This is a genomic window from Acinetobacter sp. SM1B, assembly GCF_003289665.1.
Taxonomy (GTDB): domain Bacteria; phylum Pseudomonadota; class Gammaproteobacteria; order Pseudomonadales; family Moraxellaceae; genus Acinetobacter; species Acinetobacter schindleri.
In genome coordinates, this window is the sequence record NZ_QMBM01000001.1 from 871,725 (window position 1) to 897,056 (window position 25,332).

Sequence of the window (25,332 nt, forward strand, 5' to 3'; positions counted from 1 at the left end):
TTATTGGGTTTATTTTTATTATTCATCTATCTATCAAGTGTCTACTCAAGAAAAGCGTCCGGCTGAAAATTAGCTGATTGAACGGATTTTTTAATAAGTTTTGCGAAAATTTATTGCCAAGCCGGATTTTTATTTATATGATGGCGCCCATGGAAGCGTGGCAGAGCGGTTTAATGCACCGGTCTTGAAAACCGACGAGGGCTTATACCCCTCCGTGAGTTCGAATCTCACCGCTTCCGCCAGATTTGCAAAACCCCAGTCGAAAGATTGGGGTTTTTTTATGGGACTTCAGATTTAGTCTGAATGGGTTCTTGCTGTAGTTCTTCTTTCATCCAGTTTACAAATCTGGCAATGAGCGTGGAATGTTCATTATGAGCATGAATCAGGTGATAGGCCCGGCGTCGTTCCAGTTTCTGATCAGAAATTTTCACCAGTTCTCCACTGGCGAGTTCTGTTTCAATCAGCATCTGTGGAATCAAGGCCATTCCCATATCATGTTTGGCTGCAACGGCCAGCATAGAAAATAATTCATGCCGCTGTCCGCCTAAAGGATTTGGATGTTTTACCTGATGCAATTCGAACCAGTCCTGCCAGATTGTGGGGCGGGTCGTCTGTTGTAAAAGCGGTAACTGTAATAGCTGTTCAGCACTCAGTATTAAATGTGGTGTATCAGCTGTTACCTTCATTTTTAAATGTGTTTTGATGAGACTGGGTGAACAGACAGCAACCACATCTTCATGCATCAGGAAATGGCTGGTAATCCCGGGCCACTGTGCGACCTGTTCTGGTGTACCTGCATAAATGGCAGCATCGAAGATAGTTTCATGAAACAGGAAGGGGCGTGTGCTGGTTTCCAGATGTACAGTAATTTCCGGATGACGCTGCTGGAAACGATGTAGCTTAGGTAATAGCCACCGGGTTGCAAAAGTAGGAACAACCCCCAGTTTCAGCGTACCGCCTTGACCTTTATGTTCTATGACATCCAGCGTAGCTTGTTCCAGACTTATTAATAAAGGTTTGATACTTTCATAATATTGCTGTCCTGCTGCGGTCAGTTCCACGCCATGACGCGTACGGCTAAACAATTGTACCTCGAGTAATTCTTCCAGATGCTGGATCTGACGTGAGATCGCACTCTGAGTCAGAAAGAGCTCCTGTGCAGCATGGGTATAACTGGAATGGCGTGCTGCAGATTCGAAGCACATGAGGCTTTGGGTAGAAGGGATTTTTCGGCGCATAATTTCCTCCCTGAAAATATCGTCCTATCACAAAATGACATATTAAACGTAAACCTATATACAACTTTGGTCTACAGCATTGAGTTAATCAGGCTTACAAATTTGTTGATTGAAAGGCTCATATCTCAGTTATGCAATTAACGCATATCTACATGCTAAATGCTCGTTTGAAAGCTGTTTCATTCCTGCCTAGGATCAAGTCAGAAGATTGAGAACAATAGACAGCTAAGCAGAGGATGCGATGAATCAAATGGTTAATACAAAAAAAGCCCAGAAAAACTATTTTGACTGGCAAGACCCATTTTTACTGGAGCAGCAACTGACAGAAGAAGAGCGCATGATTATGCAATCTGCACGCGCTTATTGTCAGGGTAAACTTCAACCACGTGTATTGGAACAATTCCGTCATGAACAGACTGATCCGAATATTTTCCGTGAGATGGGTGAGCTCGGCTTGCTAGGACCGACGATTCCTGAACAGTATGGTGGTGCCGGGTTGAACTATGTCAGCTATGGCCTGATTGCACGTGAAGTTGAACGTGTCGATTCAGGTTACCGTTCTATGGCCAGCGTACAAAGCTCGCTGGTGATGGTGCCAATCAATGAATTTGGCTCTGAAGAACAGAAACAGAAGTATTTACCAAAACTGGCAACTGGTGAATATATCGGCTGTTTCGGCCTGACTGAACCAGATCATGGTTCAGATCCGGGTAGCATGATTACCCGTGCTAAGAAAGTTGATGGTGGTTACCGCTTAACTGGCGCAAAAATGTGGATTACCAATAGTCCGATTGCCGATGTATTTGTGGTCTGGGCGAAAGAAGTCTCTGCTGAAGGTAATGTTGGGGATATCCGTGGCTTTATTCTGGAAAAAGGCTGGGAAGGTTTATCTGCACCAGCGATTCACGGCAAAGTGGGTCTGCGTGCTTCGATCACCGGTGAAATCGTGATGGATAATGTATTTGTTCCAGAAGAAAATGCCTTTCCGGAAATTCGTGGCTTACGTGGACCATTTACCTGTCTGAACAGTGCACGTTATGGCATTGCCTGGGGTGCGATGGGCGCAGCTGAATTCTGCTGGCATACGGCGCATCAATACACCATGGACCGTAAACAGTTTGGTCGCCCATTGGCAGCCAACCAGCTAATTCAGAAAAAACTGGCGGATATGCAAACTGAAATCGCGCTTGGCTTACAGGTTGCTTTACGTTTTGGCCGTATGAAAGATGAAGGGATTGCTTCGGTAGAAGGAACTTCACTGATCAAACGAAATAACTGTGGTAAAGCCCTGGATATTGCTCGTGTTGCGCGTGACATGATGGGCGGTAACGGCATCTCTGATGAATTTGGTGTGGCACGTCATCTGGTCAACCTGGAAGTGGTGAATACCTATGAAGGTACCCATGACGTACATGCCTTGATTCTCGGTCGTGCCCAAACAGGTATCGCAGCTTTTTCTAATTAATTTATTTTCTAAATTCGGGATGCTCAGGGTTGAGCATCCTTAGGGCTTTTGTCCCTAAAAACCGGTCAATAACTTAAATAAAGGATTCATCGTGAAGCTTTCTTGTCATTCTCAGTATTAATAAGCAGAAGTTCATAAGATGTAAGCAGAAAAAGAATAAAGAACGCTGCTGTAAACCTGAAGACAGAGGAATGTCGATGACTCATTTGGGAAAATGAGGTAATACATGAACAACGAAAATCAAAATAGTCTCCATCAGGACGCCGTTGCCTTGGGTATAAAGCTACCGAATAATGTCGGCACAGCTCATCGCATTCATGCCCATACCTGGAAACTGGCATTTATCTTCGCATTCGTCTCGCTCGTGATTGACGGTGTAGACATCATGCTGCTGTCATTTAGCTTGACCAGTCTCAAAGCAGAATTTGGCCTGACTTCGTTTCAGGCCGGAATGCTGGGGAGTGCCTCTTTGGCCGGAATGGCACTTGGCGGGATTACCGGTGGATGGGCCTGCGACAAGTTTGGACGGGTAAAAACCATCGCTTGGTCAGTCGTGTTTTTCTCAATTATGACCTGTATCTTGGGTTTCACTCAAAGCTATGAGCAATTCATGGTACTTCGCTTTATTGGTGCATTCGGCCTGGGTTCACTGTACATGGCCTGTAATACCTTGATGGCAGAATATGTACCGACCAAATACCGCACTACAGTATTGGGTACCTTACAGACGGGTCAAACTGTCGGTTATATCGTGGCGACTTTGATGGCAGGTGCGATTATTCCAGACTATGGCTGGCGCATGCTGTTCTACGTGACAATCATTCCCGCCGCTTTTGCATTGCTATTTATGCGTTTTGTGCCAGAGCCAGCATCCTGGCAGGAAGCGAAAATCGAGCAGGCGAAACGTAAAGCGCTGAAACTGGAAAATCCAGAAACAACAGTTACTGCTCAACAACCATCAGAAAGCATTTATAAGCGTATCTTTGGTCATCACTCGCATCGCCGTATGTTCCTGTTATGGATGACAACTGCCGCATTTCTGCAGTTCGGTTATTACGGTGTCAATAACTGGATGCCGACCTATTTGGAAACCGAACTCAATATGAATTTCAAAGCCTTGACTGGCTATATGGTCGGTGCTTATACCGCCATGATTCTGGGCAAAATTATTGCCGGTTATGCAGCGGATAAATTTGGACGTCGTATTACCTTTGTATTTGGTACGGTCAGTACAGCGGCTTTCCTGCCAATCATCATTTTCTATAACACCCCAACCAATATTGCCTACTTATTGATTACTTTCGGTTTCCTTTACGGAATTCCATACGGTGTCAATGCAACTTATATGGCTGAAACCTTTTCAACTGATGTACGCGGTACAGCCATTGGTGGGGCCTATAACATGGGCCGTCTAGGTGCTGCGATTGCACCGGCAACTATCGGTTTTATCGCCGCAGGTGGTTCATTCACCATGGCATTTATCGTGATGGGAACTGCGTACTTTATTGCCGGGGTGATTCCAGGACTGTTTATTCGTGAGCGTCAATATGATCCACAACAGTCTAGCCTGGTGAAGCCGGCTGAAGCAGAACATGGCGATTCAGTTGGATCGGTGACTGCGAAGAAACCAACTCGTCCAGCGACTGCAAGTCAGTAATCATCAACATTATAAAGGCTGGGTTTCCTAGCCAATGAAAAAAGGATTGAGCATGAGTGCATTAAAAGGAATACGCGTACTGGATTTAAGCCGAGTGCTGGCAGGACCATGGTGTGGACAAATTCTGGCAGATCTGGGTGCTGAAGTGATTAAGATCGAGCGTCCAGGTGTAGGGGATGATACCCGCATGTGGGGACCGCCGTGGATGAAAACGCCATCTGGTGAAAATACCCGTGAGGCAGGCTATTTTCAGTGTGCCAATCGCAATAAATATTCGGTCACTGTCGATATTGCCTCTGAACCAGGACAGGAACTCATCCGGGATATTGCCAAAACTGCCGATGTGGTGATTGAAAACTATAAAGTGGGTGCATTAGCGCGCTATGGGCTGGATTATGAAAGCTTAAAGGCCATTAATCCGAAGCTGGTGTATTGTTCGATTACTGGCTTTGGTCAGAACGGGCCTCGTGCCGAAGAGCCGGGTTATGACTTTATTATTCAAGGTATGTCAGGTCTGATGAGCATTACCGGTGAAGCAGATGATGTCCCGGGTGGTGGAGCACAGAAGGTCGGTGTAGCGGTTGTGGATATTCAAACCGGGCTGTATGCGACCATTGCCATTCAGGCTGCGCTGTTGGCTCGTCATCATACAGGTAAAGGTCAATATATTGATATGTCTTTGCTGGATGTACAGGTAGCTGCTTTGGCCAATCAGGGGATGAACTATCTAACTTCAGGCACGGCACCAAAACGAATGGGAAATCATCATCCCAATATTGTGCCTTATCAAACCTTTAAAGCCAAAGATAAGGAATTTATTATCGCCTGTGGCAATGATAAGCAATTCCGGGATTTATGCATGGCAATTGAGTTATCTGAACTTTTGCAGGATGAAAAATTCCAGCGCAATCAGGATCGGGTGATACATCGTGATGAACTGATTCCCTTATTATCAGAATATTTTCTTGCAAAGAATGCCAAAGACTGGGTTGATGCCATTCACGCGGTCAAAGTCCCCGTCGGTGTGATTAACTCGATTGAAGATGCTTTGAATGAGCCCCAAGTTGCTGCACGGGAAATGCTGGTGGATTTACCACATCCTTTAAACGCCCAGTTTAAAATGATTGGTTCACCGATCAAGCTGTCGGATACACCTGTACAATATCGTCATGCACCGCCAAAACTGGGACAACATACCCAGCAGATTCTGTCCCAGTTCCGTAGTCCCGAAGAAATTGCCGCGCTCAATGCGCAGGGTATTATTGATCATGTTGTATCTGCGGCTTCCTAAACTATTAATATTTTTTTCTACTTAAACCGAAGCCAGTCTTCGGTTTTTTTAATCACTTAAGAAAATAGAAGGCCACATAACTGAATGGTCATCAGCAGCATCACGCGTTAAGATAACGGCATTGTGTTGTTGGAAGGCATTATGAAAATTGTCGCAGACGAAAATCTGGCATTTACCGATTATTTCTTTGCAGAATTTGCCGAGATTCAGCATTGTGCAGGCCGTACACTGACTGCGGCAGATGTGCAGGATGCAGATGTCCTACTGGTGCGTTCAGTGACCAAAGTCAATTCACAGCTACTGGAAGGCAGCTCGGTCAGGTTTGTTGGTAGTGCCACGATTGGTACGGATCATCTGGATATTGCTGCACTTGAACAGCAGGGAATTGCCTGGAGCAATGCCGCCGGTTGTAATGCCCAAGCCGTAGCTGAGTACGTGATTACTGCCTTATTAAAACTTCGTCCAGCACTCCTGGATGCTGGCCCCGATTTTACCTTGGGAATTATTGGGCTAGGCAACGTGGGTACGCGACTGGCTTATATGGCAGCCCTGCTAGGCTGGCGTGTGATCGGTTGTGATCCTTTTGTACAACGAGACCATATTGAACAGGTTGATCTGCAAAGCTTATTGGCGCAATCTGATGCGATCAGTATTCATGTTCCTTTGACCAAACAGGGTGAGCATCCGACTTATCATATGATCAATGCAGATGCCTTTGCCCAAATGAAGCCTGAAACTATCCTGATCAATTCAGCGCGTGGACCAGTCGTTGAAGAAGCAGCATTAATCGCTGATATCAGGGCAACTCAGCGTCAGGTGGTACTGGATGTATTTGAACATGAACCGGTGATTTCAGCTGAAGTGCTGGATCTGGTCAGCTTGGTAACGCCACATATTGCCGGTTATAGTCTGGAAGGTAAGGCGCGTGGTACACAAATGATTTATGAGGCTTTCTGTCGTCATTTTGGCTATGAAATTAATAAGCAGTTTGAAAGCCAGTTACCAGAATGTGTGCCATATTTTGCAGGGCGGGACTTAAAAGCAGCTCTCAAACAGCACCTGGGTGAAATCTATGATATCCAACGTGACGATGCCAATCTGCGTGCTTGCTTAAAAGACGCTAAAGTCGATCAACAGGCTTTTGACCATTTACGTAAGACCTATCCGTTACGTCGTGAATGGGCGGCACATGGAGGACCGAAAGCATGACGATTGCTTATCAACCGAGCTGTGATGTAAATGCGATGCGCGCACGTGCTCATTTATATGCACAGCTGCGTCAGTTCTTTGCGGAACGTGATGTGCTGGAAGTAGAAACCCCGATTTTGTCTCAAGCGGGTGTGACCGATGTGCATCTGGCATCTGTGCAAGCACAACGTCATGTACTGGGTAAGCTCAATACCCATTATCTGCAAACTTCTCCTGAATTTGCGATGAAACGCCTGCTGGCAAGTGGTAGTGGCCCGATTTACCAGATCTGCAAAGTGTTTCGTGATGATGAGCATGGGCGTAAACATAACAGCGAATTCACCATGCTGGAATGGTATCGTCCGGGCTTTAGCCTGAAAGACCTGATGTTTGAAGTTTCAGATCTGTTGAATGTAGTATTAAAAGCCCGTTTTGGCGAAGTTCGTCCAACAGTACTGAGCTATAAGCATGCCTTTATGGATCGACTGGATCTGAATCCCTTAAAGGCAACTTTAAAAGAGTTAAAAGACTGCTGCCGTCGCGTTGGTTTAAATCTGGATCTGGGGCAGGATCGTCTGGCTTATATTGACCTGTTGTTCTCGCATATGGTGGAACCGAGCTTGGGATTTGACACAGCGGTATTTCTGACCGATTTCCCGCCTGAACTTGCTTCATTAGCAAAAACCAAACTCGATGAAGATGGTGAACTGGTTGCAGCACGTTTCGAACTTTATATAGAAGGTCTGGAACTGGCGAATGCCTATGATGAGCTGATTGATGCGGAAGTGTTACGCTCACGCTTTGAAGCAGATAATGCAGAGCGTAGCTCACTCGGTTTACATGTCATGCCGATTGATGAGTATCTGTTGGCTGCTTTACCGAATATGCCGGAATGTTCCGGGATCGCACTTGGGGTGGATCGTCTGTTGATGATCGCCACCAATCAGATGAAGCTTGAAAAGGTAATTACTTTCCCGGCAGATATTTCCTGATCCTCTTCCTGATCTAATCAGCCTGTTATCTGAGCAGGCTGATTAAGCCAGATATTTCCGAAAAATCGATACTGTAAGCATCAAAAACCAGATTCTTATAAAAAGCATGTGCAGTTAAACGTTCCTCACGATTGCCGCTATTTACTTGTATCAATTTTAAAAGACGTTGTTTAGCTAACTCTTCAATCGCTGCAATGAGCCTTTTCCCACACCTTGCCCGCGATGAGCCTGATCAACTACAAAAGACTGAATTCGCAAATATCCCCCATCAAATTTCCAAGTGTCTTTCTGAATTAAACCTGTATAGCCTATGACCTGTTATTCATGTTCAACGACCAGCGTCAAATCATTCGAATCCTGATGAATGCGTTGCCAGCGCTGCTGAATATTTTCTACTGTGGTGGAATAGCCAAGTTGTGTAGTAAGTGCATGGATTGCATGCAAGTCCTGTTCAAGTTGCAAAGGACGAATCAGAGAATTCATAAGTTTTTATCAGACAGAAGCGAAAGAGAGATAACCCGATTCTAGGTGGAAGATGAGGTCAATGAATTCTAATAATTTTGAATATGAATATAAGTGCGCAGAATAAAAGTATTTTAGATATCAATATATACAAAGAAGAAAGCTCCCGAAGGAGCTTTGTTAAATTAAGGCAGTATGGCGTTCTTTCAGCTCGGCTAAGGCATGGATACGACGTTCAATCAGCATCTCGCCAATATCAGGACCTTGAATATCTGCGGGTAAATCCTGAGCCTTGATACCACGAACCACTTGCATGGCTTCCCGCACATATTGCGCTTGTGGATAGGCACGGTCTTCCAGACCTAAACGGCCACGAGAATCACATTCACAGGCTTGCACAAAAGCTTCTACACGTTCCGGGCGACGTAATACATCCAGACGCTGCAATAACCGCCATAAAGTACCTGGTTTCAGATTAAGTGCCTGATGGCATTTTAAATGTTCTTTACAGACTGCAATTGCCAGTTGTTTGGTATAAGTTGGTACTTTGAAACGCTCGCATAATTCAGTTACGGGCTGTACACCACGCTCTTCGTGCATGATATGACGTGGCAATTCCTCGGTAGGCGTTAAGGCTTTACCTAAGTCATGCACCAGAACAGCAAAACGTACATCCAAATCATAGTTCTGGCGACAAGCCTGTTGTAGCGACATCATGGTGTGAATGCCGCAGTCAATTTCCGGATGATATTCCGGACGTTGCGGGACGCCGAACAGGGCATCAATTTCTGGGAACAGTACTTTTAATGCACCACAGCTGCGTAATACTTCAAAATAAATATCCGCATGTGATTCCATCAGGGCACGGGATGTTTCTTTCCAGACCCGTTCAGGCGTTAGCGTATTTAATTCACCTGATTCAGTAAGTTGACGCATTAAATCGAGTGTTTCCGTGGCAACATGGAAGCCCATTGCATGATAACGCGCAGCAAAGCGCGCGACACGTAATACACGGAGAGGATCTTCAATAAAAGCATCAGAAACATGACGTAAAACGCGGTCAGCAAGATCCTGTTGACCATTATAGGGATCATGCACATGACCGGCTTCATCCATGGCCATGGCATTGATGGTCAGGTCGCGACGGATCAAGTCCTGTTCAAGCGTTACGCTGGTATCGGTATGGAATTCAAAACCATGATAACCAGTGCCGGATTTACGTTCGGTACGTGCTAATGCATATTCTTCTTTTGTTTCAGGATGCAAAAATACAGGAAAATCCTTCCCAACCGGTTGATAGCCCAGATTGAGCATTTGATTGGGGCTTGCACCCACTACTACATAATCTTTTTCGTGATAGGGGTGTCCGAGCAAATGATCTCGAACTGCGCCGCCTACTAAATAAACTTGCATGAAAAAACCTCTATTCTTAGAAGCATCATGCTACAGAATAGAGGTTTTCTCAAGTCAAGAAACTCGGCGTTCGCCGCGTTTGCTTACAGGGCGTCTTGTTCCGCTTGTTGGATTTCTGCAACAGTCAAAGCAGTCATATTCACGACGCGGCGTGTAGTCGCTGTCGGCGTTAAAATATGAACTGGTTTCGCTGCACCCAGCAGAATCGGGCCAATGGTCACATTGTTACCAGAAGTTGCTTTTAACAGGTTAAACGAAATGTTAGCTGCATCCAGGTTTGGCATGATCAACAGGTTCGCAGCACCTTTGAAGCGTGAGTTCGGATAAGCAAACTGGCGGATATTTTCATCCAGTGCCGCATCACCATGCATTTCACCTTCAACTTCCAGTTCAGGCGCAATCTCAGACAGAATGTCGTAGACCTTACGCATTTTCTGTGCACTGGCATCGTTCTGGTCAGAACCGAAGCTAGAGTGAGACAATAGCGCAATACGTGGTGTCATACCGAAACGACGTACTTCTTCAGCAGCAAGAATGGTCATCTCAGCAAGCTGTTCAGCAGTTGGATTACGGTTGATATAGGTATCTGCAATAAACAGGTTACGCTCTTCAAGCATTAAGGCATTCAAAGTAAAGAAGGTATTGTGACCGTCTTTTTTACCAATGATATTGCTGACGAAGTCCAAGTGGATGTCGTAGCTTGAGTACGTACCACATAACATACCGTCTGCAAGGCCGTGTTTGACAAGCATAGATGCGATAAGTGTTGAGCGACGACGAGCTTCACGTTGTGCGTACTCTGGTGTTACCCCTTTACGCTGCATAATGCTATAGTAGTCATCGGCAAATTTTTCGTAATCTGGATTCTTTTCTTGGTCAACGATGGTGATGTTTACCCCGTTTTCTAAGCGTAAGCCCAATTTTTTGATATTTGCTTCAATTACTGCTGTACGGCCCACCAAAATTGGCTTCGCCATGCCTTCATCCACTGCAATTTGTACAGCACGAAGTACACGAAGATCTTCACCTTCCGCATATGCAATACGCTTAGGATCTGATTTTGCTTGAGCAAAAATCGGTTTCATCATAAATGCTGAGTTATAAACAAACTCAGACAAACGTTGATGATATACAGAGAAGTCTTGAATTGGACGTGTTGCTACGCCAGAATCCATCGCTGCTCTAGCAACTGCTGGCGCAATCTCTAAAATCAAACGTTGATCCAGTGGGCGAGGAATTAAGTAATCACGACCAAATGATGCTGATTTTTCACCATAAGATGCAGCATCTGCTTCGACATGTGCCATACGCGCAATCGCGTGTACACAAGCAATCTTCATTTCTTCGTTAATGGTGGTTGCACCAACGTCGAGTGCGCCACGGAAGATGTATGGGAAGCAAAGAGCGTTATTCACCTGGTTCGGATAGTCTGAACGGCCAGTTGCCATGATCACGTCTGAACGTGCTTCATGGGCATGTTCTGGCAAAATTTCCGGATCCGGGTTAGCCAAGGCAAAGATGATTGGATCTTTGGCCATTTTCTTGACCATGTCTTGAGTCAGAATGCCTGCAGCAGACAGACCCAAGAACATATCTGCGCCGTCCATTACGTCAGCAAGCTGAGTACCTTCGATGTCTTGTACATACGCTTTTTTCGATTCATCTAAGCCTTCACGTTTTGTAGTCAATAAACCACGTGAGTCAGCAACGATGATATTCTCTTTCTTCGCGCCTAGTGCACAAAGAAGGTTCAAGCAAGACAATGCAGCAGCGCCTGCACCAGATGCTACGATCTTGATTTCTTCAATTTTTTTACCATTGATAATTAAAGCATTGAGTAATGCTGAACCTACAATGATTGATGTACCGTGTTGGTCATCGTGGAACACCGGAATGTTCATGCGTTCACGAAGTTTCTGTTCAATATAGAAACATTCTGGTGCTTTAATATCTTCGAGGTTAATACCACCAAAAGTCGGTTCTAATGCTGCAACGATGTCGACAATTTTGTCTGGATCATTTTCTGCGATTTCGATATCGAATACGTCGACGCCAGCAAATTTCTTGAACAGGACGCCTTTACCTTCCATAACCGGTTTAGATGCTAAAGGACCAATGTTACCCAGGCCAAGAACCGCTGTACCATTACTTACTACCGCAACAAGGTTACCACGTGCTGTATACAGTGCTGCTTTAGATGGGTCTTTTTCAATTTCCAAACATGGCGCTGCAACACCTGGAGAGTAAGCTAGTGCTAAATCATGTTGGTTAACGAGTTGTTTGCTTGGGGTGACGCTGATTTTGCCGGGGGTAGGAAATTCGTGGTAGTACAGTGCCTGTTGTTTTAAAGATTGTTCGTCCATTAGTCTCTCGATGTATCAATAATTACCCAATTGCAGGTAACATAACCGCGGAATACAGGAGAATATATCACTAGTTGTGCGCTTAGCCCAGCCAAACGCACCCGTTTTTTGAAGAAATAATTGGTCTTAGGTCTGGATTTATACCTGATAGGTATAAGTCTCAGGTGTCATATTTTGTTCAAGAAATTCGGTCGCTTGCTGTTCAGGAAGCGGCTTGGAAAACAGATAGCCCTGTGCAATATCACAACCGAGTTGACGCAGGAAATCTAGCTGCTGCTCTGTCTCAATACCTTCAGCTACTACTTTCATTCCCATGGCTTTGCCCATTGCAACCATTGCACTGACAATAGCATCCTGTTTGGATTCACCAATTTTGGATACAAAACTGCGGTCAATCTTTAAAATATCGATTGGGAACTCTGCCAGATAAGACAGGGACGAATAGCCCGTACCAAAGTCATCCAGGGAAATGTTGATATCACGTTCCTTGATCTGATTCAGCACATTCATTACAGTTTCAGAATTTTCTACCAATGAAGATTCGGTAATTTCCAGTTCCAGATTCGAACCAGAAATACAGTTCAGTTTGATCGCTTCATCCAGATCATCCAGTAACTGGCCGCGGCGGAGTTGCTGCGCCACAATATTCACTGAAATACAGATATTATGGAAACCCTGGTCATTCCATTTACGGATCTGCTTTGCCGTTTGCTGTATCACCAGTTGACCGATTTCCGAAATCATACTGGTCTGTTCTGCCAATGGAATAAACATCCCCGGTGGAATAATGCCTTTCTCCGGATGATTCCAGCGGATTAAGGCTTCAAAACCGTAGATCTTCTGGTCATTAAGATTGATCTTCGGCTGATAATAGACGATCAGTTCACCATTCTGGATGGCTTTACGCAGATCGCGTTCAATGAAAATTCCTTGTTCCAGCAGGGCAGTATTTTCACTTGAATAAAAGTGAATGGTATTCCCACCGAGATTCTTAGCTTCACTCAGTGCCTGTTCGGCACAGTTATTGAGATAGTCCAGTTGACGGCCATGATCAGGATAAAAAGCTACCCCCATTGAAAGCGTAATTTCATAGTCCTGACCAAAGATATTGAATGGCTGACTAAAGGCTTTCGCAATATGCTCACAATGTTCCTGCACGGAAGGGCGAATATGCGAGATTTCATACAAAATGGCAAAGTCATCGCCATTCAAATGCGCAACAAACATGGCTTCAGCATTGGTTAAGCGTAAGCGCTGTGCCACCTGACGTAATAACTCATCACCACCGTTGTTGCTCAGATATTCATTCAGCGGACGGAAACGGTCGATATTGATTCGAATCACCGCCATCTGCTTGATGGAATCTTTTTGTGTCACCAGGTACTGGTGCAGCTGATAGTTATAATAGAAACGATTTGGTAAGTCGGTCAGGGTGTCATAATTTTCCAGATAAGACAGACGCTGTTCCTGAAGCTTACGTTCAGTCAGGTCTGACACAATCCCGATATAGTGGGTGATACGGCCTTCATCATCCATAATGGCATTGATATGCAGCCATAGTGGCATCTCTTTGCCGGACAAGAATTTTTCATTAAGTTCGCCATCAAAAGAACCAATCTTCATGACCTGCTTGATGATATTGGCATGTACACTGCGCTGCTGAGATTTGGTATTTACCGTAATATCAAACAGGTGCTTGCCCAGAATTTGCTGACGTTCAAAACCAGAAAGTTGCTCGAAAAAAGGATTAACTTCGATATAGCTCAGCTCTTGATTAAGTATAAAGATACCTTCAGCCGCTTGCTCTAATACGCTGGCTGCAAGTTTTAATCCTTCCTGAGAATTACGTTCCTGCTGAATATCACGGCGAATACCGACCATGCGTACGGGTTTATTGGTTTTTGGATCACGGCTGATGACACGCCCGATATCATGAACCCAGCCCCATACCCCTTGGGTATTCTGGATGCGGTAGGTGGCTTCATAGCGCTCTACCTGACCGCGTAAGTGTTGTTTCATCATATCTTTGAAATGACGAAGATCATCCGGATGGATCAGATGATGCAGTTGTGCCTGATGCTGACCGGAACTGCGCTGGATTTTTTCTTGTGTATGCGTAGTTAGGGTAATGGTTCGATCTTTAATGTTCCAGTCCCACGGGCGGATGCCCGCAATTTCATGCGCAAGTTCCAGATTCTGATGCTGGTCCTGTAAGGCAAGATTAATCTGCTCGATATCATAAGTACGTTCCCGTACTTTTTGTTCCAGCAGCTGATTATTGAGCTGTAACTGAAGTTCGATATCTTTGGATTTATTCACTTCAGTTTGTAACTGTTTACACAGTTCATCGGTCCAGGTAACTTGCTGTTCAGCATTTGTTACTAACAGATTATTCTCTGCATATAGACGTGAAGTACGTTGATGAATACGGTAAGTACTATTGGCACACAGCAAAATTACAATGACAGAAAAGTTCAATGCCAGACTGAAAAACGGATTAAGTGAAGAGGATTCCGTAATCTGCAGAAAGAAGAATGGGACCAGGGACGGCAAGAATATCAGGCAGAAATAACTCAGTTTTTGCGTGAGATAGGTGAGACCAAAAGCTTGAGTCACCATAATCAGCAAGCCAGTCAGGGTCAATGCTTCAATCAGTTCAAAAGATGGATTTACACGCGGCAAATGAACATACAGGGTAAAAATCCCGGTTGAAATACAGATACCTACCAGTAGACACTGGATTTGTAGCCAGCGGTGAGCAGTTTCCAGCTTAAACTCATTCGGTTTAAAGTAGACGGTACTAATCAGCCAGCACATGCAGACCACCATCTCGGTAAGAATAAACCAGAGATTCAGGTAGTTGTCTGCCGGATGATAATGTAACTGGTAGATACAGAAGATATAAAGACATACCAGCAGGATACTAATTAAAAAGTATCGACTGTGACGAATCGTATTCACGATTTGTGCACTGTTTAGCTGCTGCTGAATATAATCATCCTGATTATGAATCATGATTAAGATGCCTTTAATCTACGTAAGGGTGGTACTGCATTGTTTTTATTAAGCCCCTTAAATAAGTAACTTTTATCATTTAATAGGTCATTCATTTTTATCTTATTAAGACTAAAGTGCCAATATATAAAAATCAATCAAAAGCCTCACAAATTTTTACAAATACGATAAAGTAAAATTGATCATTGAGAGAAATTAAAATTTGTAGTTCAAAATAGATAAAGCTACGACAGGCGCAGTTTCGGTACGCAGAACACGTTCACCAATACACCAGTTCACAAATCCATGAGTATTGGCAGCAGAGATTTCAGCTTCACTGAGTCCGCCCTCTGGACCAATGAGTAACGCCAAGTCTGGTGTTGCATTGTAAAGAACATCCACTTCATCTTTGTTTGGAGCCAACACGAGCTTGGTTTGAGGAAGTTCACTTTGCAACCAGTTTTCTAGTGACATCGGAGGGAGAATTTTTGGAACAATATTCAAACCACATTGTTCGCAGGCTGCCGTAGCAATAGCTTGCCAGTGATCGAGCTTTTTTTGGTCACGATCGTACTTGAGGCGCATTTCGCAGCGCTCAGAGGTTAAAAGCTGAATTTCTGAGACACCAAGTTCAACCGCTTTTTGAATGGCATAATCCATACGGTCGCCCTTACTCATGACCTGACCCAGTAAAGCTTTGAATTTTGGCATGCGGTTGCTTGGGTTAAAGCTATTAACCTGTACATTAGCTGACTTTTTGGCAACTTCTACAAGTTCAACTTCATATTCACCACCTTGTCCATTGAACAGGGTAGCTTTTTCACCGACTTGAGCACGTAATACCTTCACCCAATGATGAAAAACGGTTTCAGTTAACTCAACCGTGGAATCAACATTTAAGTCTGCTTCAATAAAAAAACGTGGCATTTAAGGATTACTCTCAAGTGGAACAAAACAAGACGGTATTTTTTTACGCCCCCTCTGTATTGCTCCCAAAGGGATAAATTAAGGAGGGAAAATACCGCCTCAAAACTTATGCAAGACCTAAGTCTTTTACAAGTTGACGTGTAGGGTCAGTGGTGTTCATGGTGTAGAAGTGCAGGCTTGGTGCACCGCCAGCAATCAGGCGTTCGCAAAGTTTAACGATCACTTCATGACCAAATGCTTTGATGGATGCAGTATCGTCACCATAAGTTGCCAATTGCTTGCGAATCCAGCGTGGAATCTCTGCACCTGTACCATCGGCAAAGCGGATTAAATTGCTGGCATTGGTAATTGGCATAATGCCCGGTGCGACAGGAATATTCACACCTTCTTTTTGGATACGTTCTACAAAGTAGAAGTACGCATCTGGATTAAAGAAGAACTGTGTAAGTGCAGTATTGGCACCAGCATGGGCTTTTTCGCAGAAACGTTTGATATCAGCGTCAAAGTTATCTGCTTGTGGATGCATTTCAGGGTAGGCTGCCACTTCAATATGGAAATGATCACCTGAATGTTCACGGATAAAACGAACCAAATCTTGCGCGTATGGTAATTCACCTAAACCGACTTGACCTGATGGTAAATCACCACGCAGTGCCACAATACGGTTGATACCCTGAGATTTATATAAATCCAATAATTCTGCGATACGTTCTTTGCTATCACCAATACATGAAAGGTGAGGGGCAACTGGCGTCCCTTTACCATTAAAGTCATTGATTGTAGATAAAGTACGTTCGCGTGTTGAACCACCCGCGCCATAAGTCACAGAGAAAAATTCTGGGTTTAACAATTGTAGTTCTTGATGAACTACTTTAAGTTTTTCCGCACCAGCATCAGTTTTGGTTGGGAAGAACTCAAAAGAAATAGGAATCTGTTTAGACATGTTTAAATCCTTTTTATAAATACTTATTAATATTTTTCACCTCTCCTGAATCCTCTCTTGCGCTCAGTTTAAAAGCAGTGCTTAAAACTCGCTCAGGAGAGGACTTACCCTCGTAAAATATTCACATTGTAATGAATATTCCCTCTCTTGCGCTGAGCTTCAAAGCAGTGCTTGAAGCAAGCTCAGGAGAGGGTTAGGGAGAGGGATTAATCAATTAATATTTATAAGCGTCAGACTTAAACGGACCTTCAACAGCTACACCAAGGTAATCCGCTTGTTCTTGCGTTAACTGCGTTAACACACCACCAAAGCCTGCAACCATGGCTGCCGCAACTTCTTCATCTAATTTCTTAGGAAGAAGTTCAACGCGAATCGCTGCTTGTTTTTGCTCTTCAGGTAGATCAGCAAATTTCTCAGCGAATAAATGCATTTGACCCAATACTTGGTTAGCAAAAGAACCGTCCATTACACGTGATGGGTGACCTGTTGCATTACCAAGGTTCACCAGACGACCTTCAGAAAGAAGGATCAGGTAATCATTTTCGTTTTCTGAACGATATACTTGGTGTACTTGAGGTTTCACTTCAACCCACTTGTAACCACGTAAGTAGTTGGTATCGATTTCAGTGTCAAAGTGACCGATGTTACATACCACAGCACCTGCTTTTAATGTATCAAGCATTGCAGCATCACATACGTGGTAGTTACCCGTCGTTGTTACGATCAAGTCAGTGTTTAAAAGAAGGTCAGCATTTACGTCTTCTTTCTTGCCTGTTTGCACGCCATTTTTGTATGGAGATACAACTTCGTAACCGTCCATACATGCTTGCATTGCACAGATTGGATCAATTTCAGAAACACGTACGATCATGCCTTCTTGACGAAGCGATTGTGCAGAACCTTTACCTACGTCACCGTAACCAATGACCAGTGCACGACGACCAGATAACAGCATATCTGTTGCACGTTTAATCGCATCATTTAGCGAGTGACGGCAACCGTATTTATTGTCGTTCTTAGATTTAGTTACTGAATCATTTACGTTGATTGCAGGCACTTTAAGTGAACCGTCTTTCCACATTTCAAGCAGACGTTGCACACCTGTTGTGGTTTCTTCAGTAATACCGTGGATTTTCGCTAACACTTCTGGATATTTTTCATGAACAAGTGCAGTTAAGTCACCGCCATCATCCAGAATCATATTGGCATCCCAAGGTGTGCCGTTTACATTGATTTGTTGTTCAAGACACCACATGTATTCTTCTTCAGTTTCGCCTTTCCAGGCAAATACTGGAACACCAGACGCAGCAATGGCAGCAGCAGCGTGGTCTTGAGTTGAGAAGATGTTACAAGATGTCCAACGAACTTCAGCACCCAGTTCTACCAAAGTTTCGATAAGAACAGCTGTTTGGATTGTCATGTGGATACAACCCAAAATTTTAGCGCCAGCAAGTGGTTTAGCAGCAGAGTAACGCTTACGCAGACCCATTAGGGCTGGCATTTCAGCTTCTGCAAGTTTGATTTCTTTACGGCCGTAGTCAGCCAGTGAAATATCGGCAACTTTATAATCTGTAAATGAAGCATTAACCGCGTTCATCACGATCTCCTTATAAAAAACAATAATTGATCATTCAGTTCGCGGATGCCGTTGTTGGTCTGTCTAGAAAAAGATGGACCGATCGTCGAGCCTGGCGCTTTTACATTTCGTACCTGTAAAACGTCGCAGCATCCCTCGACTAGCGGGGTATTGTACTTGGAAATTAATTTGGTTCCAATCCGAAATTGTTTAATATCTGACTAATAAGAAAATTTGCAAAATATTTTGAAAAATAAATATTCTTTTAAAAGCTTAAATCAGATTCAATTCTCATAAAAAAGCCCATCATCCGATGGGCTTTTTCTTTATTCTATTTCCTGCTCAGCTTCGTCTGCTTTTTGTGTCCAGTAATTTGCCTGTATGTCATCTGCTACCACACCCAAACCATTGGCATAGATAAAGGCAAGGTCACGCATGGCCTGAACTTCACCCCATTCAGCGGCCTGTTTTACCAGCGCAATAGATTTTTCGACATCTTTTTCAACCACATCACCACGACGATAAAAACCTGCCAGTTCTAAAGTCGCCGCTGGGTGTTTTTCGAAATTGGCTTTGCTCAACCAGTAATAAGCTAACTCAAAGTGAGCTTTAGAATCTTCCAGGTCTTCCTCCGCAATTTCTTTGGCATAAACCGTATAACCTTCACCGAGCCAGTACATGGCTTCAACCAGACCGCCGTTCGCTGCTTTTAGTGCCCATTCTTCAGCCAGGATAATGTCATCTTCATGCTCGCTGTGCATATATAGTTCGGCAAGTTCAAATTGTGCTTCGGCATTGCCTGCCAGTGCGCGGTTTGCCAGAGTGGCAGGGGGAGAAACACGCTCGGTCATGTCAAAATCTCAAAAATCTTTGCATGTAGATTAAAAGGTTCAAAATAAAAAAGCCAATCCGAAGACTGGCTTTTTTATAAAAGAAATTAAATTGAGCTTAAAATACGCAAATTAGTCCAGAAATGAATGCAATGAGCACAAAGCCAATACTGATTATTTTAATTTTTGATTCAAAGTAAGTCAGGCTCAGACCAACTGCTAATGCTGCAAAAGTCAGACTACCTAGCCAATAGCTGACCATATTGCTGATCGTACCGCTAAACAGGCAAAAAATTAGCGCAATGATCAGCAGTCCCCAGCCAGCAAGTGTGGCTAGTCGGGTTTTGCCAGCATCCAGTTCTTTGCCAAATATCTGTTTTTGATGTTTAGACATTGAAGCAGCCAGGGCAATAAAGCCCAGTGCAGATACAGACCAGATGAATAAGAAGAACATCATACTTCAGTCTCCACAGCTGTAGTCTTGGCTTTTTTAGCAGGCAGACCTTGGTGATTTTTCACTTTCTTAAAGGCAAGCCAGAACACAACAGCTAGTAGCCACATAGCCAGATCAAAGCTCGCAATGACCCATTGACCATTCGCTATAGTATTCCAGATTGGCTGACCACCAGTCAGGACATTTATGACCGGAAGCAGGGCAAATAAAGCAGTTGCCAGTGCTAACAGCTCCAACCAGGCCTGACGATGAGTTCGGATCATGGCATAGAAGAAAGTCAGCACCCATACTATAAAAAAGGTACGGATTTCCCAGTTGGCACGCATTTCCAGTTCCACCGGAATAAAACGATTGGCATAGAAGTAAGCAGCACAGGTAATGGGCAGACCAATAATTGCTGCGATATTGGTCACTTCCACCGTACGATAACCAAAAGATTTATAGCCCTGTTTCTGCTGTTGCGGTGCGCGTTTTACACACCATAGAATCAGACCAGTAGCGATCATTAGTGTGCCGACAATACCGGACAGGAACAGTAACCAGCGCAGGACGAGATCCACACCGCGTGCTTCATGCAGTGAAGTCAGCACGTTATAGATGCCATTCGAGACTGAAGGTGTTTTTAGTTCGGTTTGATCCGGTTTGAGCGCACCGGTTACGCCGTTGAATTCCAGACTTGGGTACACACTACGATAGGCAACACTAACACCATTCAGAGCACGTAATTCGATTTCAGCTTTGCTGGTATTTGGCCGAATAATGGTGATGGTACCAATCGGATTGTTATTCCATTCTTTTTCCGCAGCTGCCAAAACCGGTGCCAGATCGGTTAAAGGCGCTGGACGGGCAGAGGGGTTTTCGTCACGAGATCGACGTGTTTCACCACGACCTGCCATTTCACCTCGTTCGCCACGTGCTTCACCAGCCCCATGAGGACGACGTTCTTCAGCTTCAGTACGGCCTTCACCACGACCAGCCACTTCGCCGCCACGTTCGCTACGACCTGCACGAGATTCAGCTTCCTGACCATTATCCTGAATTAAAGTTTTACGCTGATCTTGGAGGAAAGCACCACGATTTTCATAAATCTGGTTTACTCCCCAAGGCATGATGGTAAATAACAGCAGCAATAAGCCACTGAATGTAATCATAATATGGAAGGGAAGTGCAAATACCGCGGTTGCATTGTGTGCATCTAGCCATGAACGTTGTCCTTTACCTGGGCGGAAGGTAAAGAAATCCTTAAAGATTTTCTTATGGGTAATAATCCCGCTGATAATCCCTACCATCATCAGTAAAGTCGCAATCCCGACAATCCAGCGTGCCCACATACGTGGCATGCCATATAAATCAAAATGAAAACGGTACAGGAAACTACCACCACGGGTTTCGCGTGCTTCTAGTACTTCACCGGTTGCACTGTCCAAAGTAATTCGTGTGCCGCCGCGGCGTGCACGAGGATCTTCACCAGCGCCACGGATATTGAGCGTGGTATAGTTCTGACGAGCATGCGGCAGCTGAATGGCCCAGCTACCCGCATCAGGATGATTTTTCTGTAAATAGGCGAGTGCCACTCGGGTCTGTTCAATCTGGGTGGCTTGCGGAACAGACTGGTGCAACTCTGGTTTCATCCAGATAGTAATTTCATTCTGGAAAAAACTTAATGTACCTGTCAGAAAAATCGCATAAAGCAGCCAGCCCAAGATTAAACTGGCCCAAGTATGCAACCATGACATTGACTGGCGTGGACCTTCCGGTTTTGCATCTGGTCTCATCTTATTTCCCTAAAAACTGGTAAGCGATATAGAACAACCCAGCTGGAACCAAAATGCCTAGCGTCGCTTTTAGGGTTTTATTGACCATAAATACCCAGATGAAAGCCCCTGTCTGTAAAAGAAAAGCGATCATAGTGGCGGATATGGCAGCACTACTTTGATAATCACTGAAGTACTGAGCAATGACCATGGCTGCAAAAGTGGCTAAAGCATATCCGCCTAAAGCAGCAAGTATGAAACGGTAGAAAATCATAAAGCGATAAGCCGTGAGTTTGGGCTGCACTTTCTTTTTAGATCGGATGACTGGATTGGGGACAGCTAATTTTTCAGTAGCTGTAAGATCCATATGAGGACTGCTGGTCATTGAAAATACTGTCTATTTATTTGTGGGAATTTCATTGATGCGAATGATAACAATTATTGTTTATATTTTAAATAACTATTTTTAAAGATCTTTTAAATAATTAAAATGAAGTGTAAGTTTAAGCAGTAATAAATAGGGGAATAAAAGATTTTGAAGCACAGCATGGGAACCCAATACTGAAAATAAAACAGCGGCTCGAAGGCCGCTGTTTTATTAAAAATACTTAAGTCTTAGCTTTCTTGCTGGATACCCGCAACCTGCCAGTCCTGGTTAGAACCTGCAGGTTTTACAAAGTGCCAAACTTCAGCAAATGGCTGTGGCAGACTGTTCAGGTCTTCACTTACTGTACCGGTAAAGCGTACGCTCACTACGTATTGACCATTTTCATTTGATGAATCTACAACCATGGCATTCAGGTTAGAGAACTCAGCAACATCCTGATCCTGATTCGCCATAATGTCGTTATACATAGACTGATACAGGTCAGGGGTCAGATAACGCTGAATTTCTGAAATGTTGCTCGCCGTATTCATAGACTGAATATGGTTAAAACGCTGACGCGCAACACGCAAGAAGGCAGCAGGTTCAGTACCATCAGGCAGCTGACTACCGCTTTGAGTATAAGCAGTACCAAACGGCGCGTTATTTACCGGAGCAGAACCAAATGGGGCATTATTGCCAGGTGTTTGACCACCGACATTCTGACCAAAGATATTGGTACTATCACCACCGCGAGGTGCAGCAGGTGCTTGACCAAATGGTGCTGACGAACCAGCACCACTGTTTGGAGCGAATGGATTGCTAGAAGTTACTTTTTTTTTTGCGCCCATTTTACGGAAAATGAAGAAGGCAACAGCTGCAGCAAGTAAGATCCAGATCCAGCCTGGGATACCACCTTGTTCTTCTTCTTGAACAGCTTCAACTTGTGCTTGAGATGCCGCGTTGTCATCTGCCAAAGCATTCGCTGCGACGGCACCAATTGCAGCACCCGCTACACCCGCAGCAACCATACCACCCACACCAGGGCCAGATTTTTGCTGAGTTACTGCACCTGCAGTCGGAGCCTGTTGTGCAGGAGCTGCCTGACGGGGTTGCTGATAAGTCTGAGTCGGCGCAGCAGAACGTTGCATACCATGGCTTTTACCACCACCGGCACGTTTTGCTTCAGCAGCTAGAGGCGCAATCAGTAATGCTGCAGTCAAGAAACCCGCGATCAAACCGCGCTGTCGAACTTCCATTCAGTTTTCCTATGTAAAAAATATATTTGAACACTCTATTTATATAGGCTTTACATGGAATTTCAATCAAAAAACTGTATTTTTTTACCGAAATTCCAAACTGAGTGCTACAAATTGAATCCTACAGTTCATCACTTAAAGTCATGGCTTCACTGAGGGCTTCATGCAGACGGGCAACCGCAATAAAGCGTACGCCCGGAATTTCTTTCTGCGGGGCATTGGCACGCGGCAGGATAATATATTTAAAACCATGCTTGATGGCTTCTTTGAGACGTTCCTGACCATTGGGTACCGGACGGATTTCTCCTGATAGACCAACTTCACCAAACACAGCCAGTTGCTGCGGCAGAGCTTTACCACGGATACTCGATGCACAGGCAAGTAGAACGGCCAGATCAGAACCCGTTTCGGTAATCTTTAAACCACCGACAATATTGACATAGACATCCTGACCAGAGGTTTGTACGCCGCCATGACGATGCATTACGGCTAACAGCATATTCAGACGGTTTTGTTCCAGACCTAATGCTACACGACGTGGTTGACCATGCGCATCATCGACCAGTGCCTGAACTTCAACCAGCAATGGACGTGTACCTTCGCGGCTGATCATCACAATTGAACCGGGTATGGCTTCATCATAACGACTCAGAAAAATGGCAGACGGGTTGGAGACTTCACGCAGACCTTTATCGGTCATGCCGAATACCCCCAGCTCATTCACCGCACCAAATCGGTTTTTTACTGCACGGATCATTCGATAACGCGAATCCGACTGACCTTCAAAATATAGAACACAGTCCACCATATGTTCCAGCACACGCGGACCTGCGAGTGCACCTTCTTTGGTGACGTGACCGACAATAAACAGGGCAGTTCCGCTATTTTTGGCAAAACGGGTCAGGAGCGCTGCTGATTCACGAATCTGTGATACGCCACCCGGTGCAGACTGCAAGGTTTCGGTATAAAGTGTTTGAATCGAGTCGAGGATTGCAACTGCTGGTCGTTCCTGTGCCAGCACTTCGCAAATGCGTTCTACACAGGTTTCTGCCATGACTTTAAGATGTTCAGTTGGCAAGTCTAAACGCTGAGCGCGTAATGCCACTTGAGATAAAGATTCTTCACCTGTCACATAGAGTGCGGAACTGTTACCCGCGGCCATATGTGTGGCAGTTTGTAGCAGAATAGTCGATTTACCAATCCCCGGATCACCACCAATCAGTACAACGGAACCTGTCACCAGACCACCACCCAGAACCCGGTCGAATTCTCCAATTCCGGTCGGCATGCGACTTTCATGTGAAACGGAAACTTTATTAAGCGTGGTAATCGCAGCGGCCTGACCAGCATAGCCGCCAATTTTAGGCTGGGCACGATGAGTCACCGCAGGTGCAATGTTGACTTCCAGCAAGCTGTTCCACTCACCACATTCAGCGCACTGACCAGACCATTTAGGATGGTCTGCACCACATTGCTCACAACGATAGACACTTTTTGCTTTAGCCATAGTTTCCGAAAAACAAGATTGGGAATAGGGCTACAGCATAGCGGTGAATGCCACTGAAAACCAAGATCTTCCCCTGAAAAATTCGCTGTTTTACGTCAGCGTGTGACGTATCTGCATCTGCTTCTCTACATAAGCATCAAATACACCCTATAATGACCTTAATCATCACGGGAACAGGAAACCAAACATGCCACAACATATGCAACATATTGATGCAATCGCACGTGAAAAAGACCGTGATGTATTATTTGTACATTTTGAAAATTATGAACATGAAAATGCAGATGCTGACTCCTATCACCTGCGCCAGAATCTGATGGAGTGGCTGGAGCAACGCCAAATTGCTTTTGCACCATGTATGGGGATTGAACAACCCGGTGTGATTGAAAGCTATTCAGGTGATCTTTATATCGATGTGCCATTTGATGAAGCCAACCCAATCTATCAAATGCTGAGTGACCATCTGGAAGATAGCGAAGGGGAAATGAAAATTCCTGGCGTACTATTTTTTGTCTTATCTTTGGAAACTGCGCTTGAGATTGAAGCAGATCGTGAGGAATTTCTGAATCTTAATCAAAATCATGATGACGATGAATTTTCAGGTCGTCTGAACTGATTTCGTTTAGAACACTGGGACCGTAAAAAAAAGCCACTT

The 25,332-nt window shown here is 44.5% G+C and carries 21 protein-coding genes and 1 tRNA gene; 7 read left to right on the forward strand and 15 right to left on the reverse strand.

Annotation, left to right across the window (positions count from 1 at the left end; all coding sequences use genetic code 11):
- Positions 1-151: 151 nt before the first annotated feature.
- Positions 152-242 (forward strand) — tRNA-Ser (locus C8322_RS04135).
- 36 nt (positions 243-278) lie between these two features.
- On the opposite strand, the gene C8322_RS04140 is transcribed toward C8322_RS04135, so the two are convergent.
- The gene (locus C8322_RS04140; RefSeq protein WP_103799936.1) at positions 279-1,238 is read right to left on the reverse strand and encodes a LysR substrate-binding domain-containing protein; all 960 of its coding nucleotides are present in this window, start codon (positions 1,236-1,238) and stop codon (positions 279-281) included.
- 241 nt (positions 1,239-1,479) lie between these two features.
- Here C8322_RS04140 and C8322_RS04145 point away from each other — a divergent pair, with 241 nt between their 5' ends.
- The 5 genes from C8322_RS04145 (at position 1,480) to epmA (ending at position 7,831) form a co-directional block, all read left to right on the forward strand.
- Positions 1,480-2,703: an acyl-CoA dehydrogenase gene (locus C8322_RS04145; RefSeq protein ID WP_004814982.1), complete on the forward strand. Its 1,224-nt coding sequence runs from the start codon at positions 1,480-1,482 to the stop codon at positions 2,701-2,703.
- Between the two features lie 226 nt (positions 2,704-2,929).
- Positions 2,930-4,360, forward strand: coding sequence for an MFS transporter (locus tag C8322_RS04150; RefSeq protein WP_103799935.1), 1,431 nt, complete (start codon positions 2,930-2,932; stop codon positions 4,358-4,360).
- A 52-nt stretch (positions 4,361-4,412) separates the two neighbouring features.
- A complete protein-coding gene (locus C8322_RS04155) occupies positions 4,413-5,651 on the forward strand; it encodes a CaiB/BaiF CoA transferase family protein (RefSeq protein WP_103799934.1) in 1,239 nt (412 codons plus the stop codon).
- A 141-nt stretch (positions 5,652-5,792) separates the two neighbouring features.
- Complete coding sequence (locus C8322_RS04160; RefSeq protein WP_103799933.1) at positions 5,793-6,860, forward strand: 4-phosphoerythronate dehydrogenase; 1,068 nt, start codon at positions 5,793-5,795, stop codon at positions 6,858-6,860.
- Entirely contained in the window at positions 6,857-7,831 is a 975-nt protein-coding gene (epmA, locus tag C8322_RS04165) for an EF-P lysine aminoacylase EpmA (RefSeq protein ID WP_008302346.1), read from the forward strand. The genes C8322_RS04160 and epmA overlap by 4 nt, the downstream gene beginning before the upstream one ends.
- Before the next feature lie 174 nt (positions 7,832-8,005).
- On the opposite strand, the gene C8322_RS14705 is transcribed toward epmA, so the two are convergent.
- From C8322_RS14705 to radA, 14 genes are all read right to left on the reverse strand, one after another.
- The gene (locus C8322_RS14705) at positions 8,006-8,089 is read right to left on the reverse strand and encodes a hypothetical protein (protein WP_262478311.1); all 84 of its coding nucleotides are present in this window, start codon (positions 8,087-8,089) and stop codon (positions 8,006-8,008) included.
- A gap of 60 nt (positions 8,090-8,149) precedes the next feature.
- Entirely contained in the window at positions 8,150-8,314 is a 165-nt protein-coding gene (locus tag C8322_RS14535) for a hypothetical protein (protein WP_227499321.1), read from the reverse strand.
- Positions 8,315-8,473: 159 nt separating this feature from the next.
- Positions 8,474-9,706 carry a multifunctional CCA addition/repair protein gene (locus C8322_RS04175; protein ID WP_008302349.1) on the reverse strand — a complete coding sequence of 411 codons (1,233 nt, stop codon included), beginning with the start codon at positions 9,704-9,706 and terminating at the stop codon, positions 8,474-8,476.
- 83 nt (positions 9,707-9,789) lie between these two features.
- Complete coding sequence (locus C8322_RS04180; protein ID WP_008302352.1) at positions 9,790-12,069, reverse strand: NADP-dependent malic enzyme; 2,280 nt, start codon at positions 12,067-12,069, stop codon at positions 9,790-9,792.
- 138 nt (positions 12,070-12,207) lie between these two features.
- Positions 12,208-15,084: a putative bifunctional diguanylate cyclase/phosphodiesterase gene (locus tag C8322_RS04185; protein ID WP_008302354.1), complete on the reverse strand. Its 2,877-nt coding sequence runs from the start codon at positions 15,082-15,084 to the stop codon at positions 12,208-12,210.
- Positions 15,085-15,279: 195 nt separating this feature from the next.
- Positions 15,280-15,990, reverse strand: coding sequence for a 16S rRNA (uracil(1498)-N(3))-methyltransferase (locus C8322_RS04190; protein WP_108675397.1), 711 nt, complete (start codon positions 15,988-15,990; stop codon positions 15,280-15,282).
- Positions 15,991-16,096: 106 nt separating this feature from the next.
- Positions 16,097-16,933, reverse strand: coding sequence for a methylenetetrahydrofolate reductase [NAD(P)H] (gene metF, locus C8322_RS04195; protein ID WP_108675396.1), 837 nt, complete (start codon positions 16,931-16,933; stop codon positions 16,097-16,099).
- 214 nt (positions 16,934-17,147) lie between these two features.
- Positions 17,148-18,530 carry an adenosylhomocysteinase gene (ahcY, locus tag C8322_RS04200; RefSeq protein WP_048882425.1) on the reverse strand — a complete coding sequence of 461 codons (1,383 nt, stop codon included), beginning with the start codon at positions 18,528-18,530 and terminating at the stop codon, positions 17,148-17,150.
- A 305-nt stretch (positions 18,531-18,835) separates the two neighbouring features.
- The gene (locus C8322_RS04205; protein WP_111810401.1) at positions 18,836-19,360 is read right to left on the reverse strand and encodes a tetratricopeptide repeat protein; all 525 of its coding nucleotides are present in this window, start codon (positions 19,358-19,360) and stop codon (positions 18,836-18,838) included.
- Between the two features lie 97 nt (positions 19,361-19,457).
- A complete protein-coding gene (locus C8322_RS04210) occupies positions 19,458-19,796 on the reverse strand; it encodes a DUF3325 domain-containing protein (RefSeq protein ID WP_111810402.1) in 339 nt (112 codons plus the stop codon).
- Positions 19,793-21,568, reverse strand: a complete 1,776-nt coding sequence (locus tag C8322_RS04215; RefSeq protein WP_108675393.1) for a PepSY-associated TM helix domain-containing protein — start codon at positions 21,566-21,568, stop codon at positions 19,793-19,795. Before C8322_RS04215 ends, C8322_RS04210 begins: the two co-directional genes overlap by 4 nt.
- Before the next feature lies 1 nt (position 21,569).
- On the reverse strand, positions 21,570-21,914 hold the full coding sequence (locus tag C8322_RS04220) for a hypothetical protein (protein ID WP_008302367.1): 345 nt from the start codon (positions 21,912-21,914) through the stop codon (positions 21,570-21,572).
- A 248-nt stretch (positions 21,915-22,162) separates the two neighbouring features.
- On the reverse strand, positions 22,163-23,170 hold the full coding sequence (locus C8322_RS04225; protein WP_108675392.1) for a Tim44 domain-containing protein: 1,008 nt from the start codon (positions 23,168-23,170) through the stop codon (positions 22,163-22,165).
- A gap of 121 nt (positions 23,171-23,291) precedes the next feature.
- A complete protein-coding gene (gene radA, locus C8322_RS04230; RefSeq protein ID WP_004815011.1) occupies positions 23,292-24,677 on the reverse strand; it encodes a DNA repair protein RadA in 1,386 nt (461 codons plus the stop codon).
- Positions 24,678-24,864: 187 nt separating this feature from the next.
- Here radA and C8322_RS04235 point away from each other — a divergent pair, with 187 nt between their 5' ends.
- The gene (locus C8322_RS04235; protein WP_103799925.1) at positions 24,865-25,293 is read left to right on the forward strand and encodes a hypothetical protein; all 429 of its coding nucleotides are present in this window, start codon (positions 24,865-24,867) and stop codon (positions 25,291-25,293) included.
- The last annotated feature ends 39 nt before the right edge of the window (positions 25,294-25,332 follow it).

Coding starts and splice junctions, on each gene's coding strand:
- radA (WP_004815011.1), bottom strand. CDS start 24,677: ATGGCTAAAGCAAAAAGTGTCTATCGTTGTGAGCAATGTGGTGCAGAC.
- C8322_RS04215 (WP_108675393.1), bottom strand. CDS start 21,568: ATGAGACCAGATGCAAAACCGGAAGGTCCACGCCAGTCAATGTCATGG.
- C8322_RS04235 (WP_103799925.1), top strand. CDS start 24,865: ATGCCACAACATATGCAACATATTGATGCAATCGCACGTGAAAAAGAC.
- metF (WP_108675396.1), bottom strand. CDS start 16,933: ATGTCTAAACAGATTCCTATTTCTTTTGAGTTCTTCCCAACCAAAACT.
- C8322_RS04160 (WP_103799933.1), top strand. CDS start 5,793: ATGAAAATTGTCGCAGACGAAAATCTGGCATTTACCGATTATTTCTTT.
- C8322_RS04220 (WP_008302367.1), bottom strand. CDS start 21,914: ATGGATCTTACAGCTACTGAAAAATTAGCTGTCCCCAATCCAGTCATC.
- C8322_RS04155 (WP_103799934.1), top strand. CDS start 4,413: ATGAGTGCATTAAAAGGAATACGCGTACTGGATTTAAGCCGAGTGCTG.
- C8322_RS04175 (WP_008302349.1), bottom strand. CDS start 9,706: ATGCAAGTTTATTTAGTAGGCGGCGCAGTTCGAGATCATTTGCTCGGA.
- C8322_RS04145 (WP_004814982.1), top strand. CDS start 1,480: ATGAATCAAATGGTTAATACAAAAAAAGCCCAGAAAAACTATTTTGAC.
- C8322_RS04210 (WP_111810402.1), bottom strand. CDS start 19,796: ATGATGTTCTTCTTATTCATCTGGTCTGTATCTGCACTGGGCTTTATT.
- C8322_RS14535 (WP_227499321.1), bottom strand. CDS start 8,314: ATGAATTCTCTGATTCGTCCTTTGCAACTTGAACAGGACTTGCATGCA.
- epmA (WP_008302346.1), top strand. CDS start 6,857: ATGACGATTGCTTATCAACCGAGCTGTGATGTAAATGCGATGCGCGCA.
- C8322_RS04180 (WP_008302352.1), bottom strand. CDS start 12,069: ATGGACGAACAATCTTTAAAACAACAGGCACTGTACTACCACGAATTT.
- ahcY (WP_048882425.1), bottom strand. CDS start 18,530: ATGAACGCGGTTAATGCTTCATTTACAGATTATAAAGTTGCCGATATT.
- C8322_RS04205 (WP_111810401.1), bottom strand. CDS start 19,360: ATGACCGAGCGTGTTTCTCCCCCTGCCACTCTGGCAAACCGCGCACTG.
- C8322_RS04225 (WP_108675392.1), bottom strand. CDS start 23,170: ATGGAAGTTCGACAGCGCGGTTTGATCGCGGGTTTCTTGACTGCAGCA.
- C8322_RS04150 (WP_103799935.1), top strand. CDS start 2,930: ATGAACAACGAAAATCAAAATAGTCTCCATCAGGACGCCGTTGCCTTG.
- C8322_RS04185 (WP_008302354.1), bottom strand. CDS start 15,084: ATGATTCATAATCAGGATGATTATATTCAGCAGCAGCTAAACAGTGCA.
- C8322_RS04190 (WP_108675397.1), bottom strand. CDS start 15,990: ATGCCACGTTTTTTTATTGAAGCAGACTTAAATGTTGATTCCACGGTT.
- C8322_RS04140 (WP_103799936.1), bottom strand. CDS start 1,238: ATGCGCCGAAAAATCCCTTCTACCCAAAGCCTCATGTGCTTCGAATCT.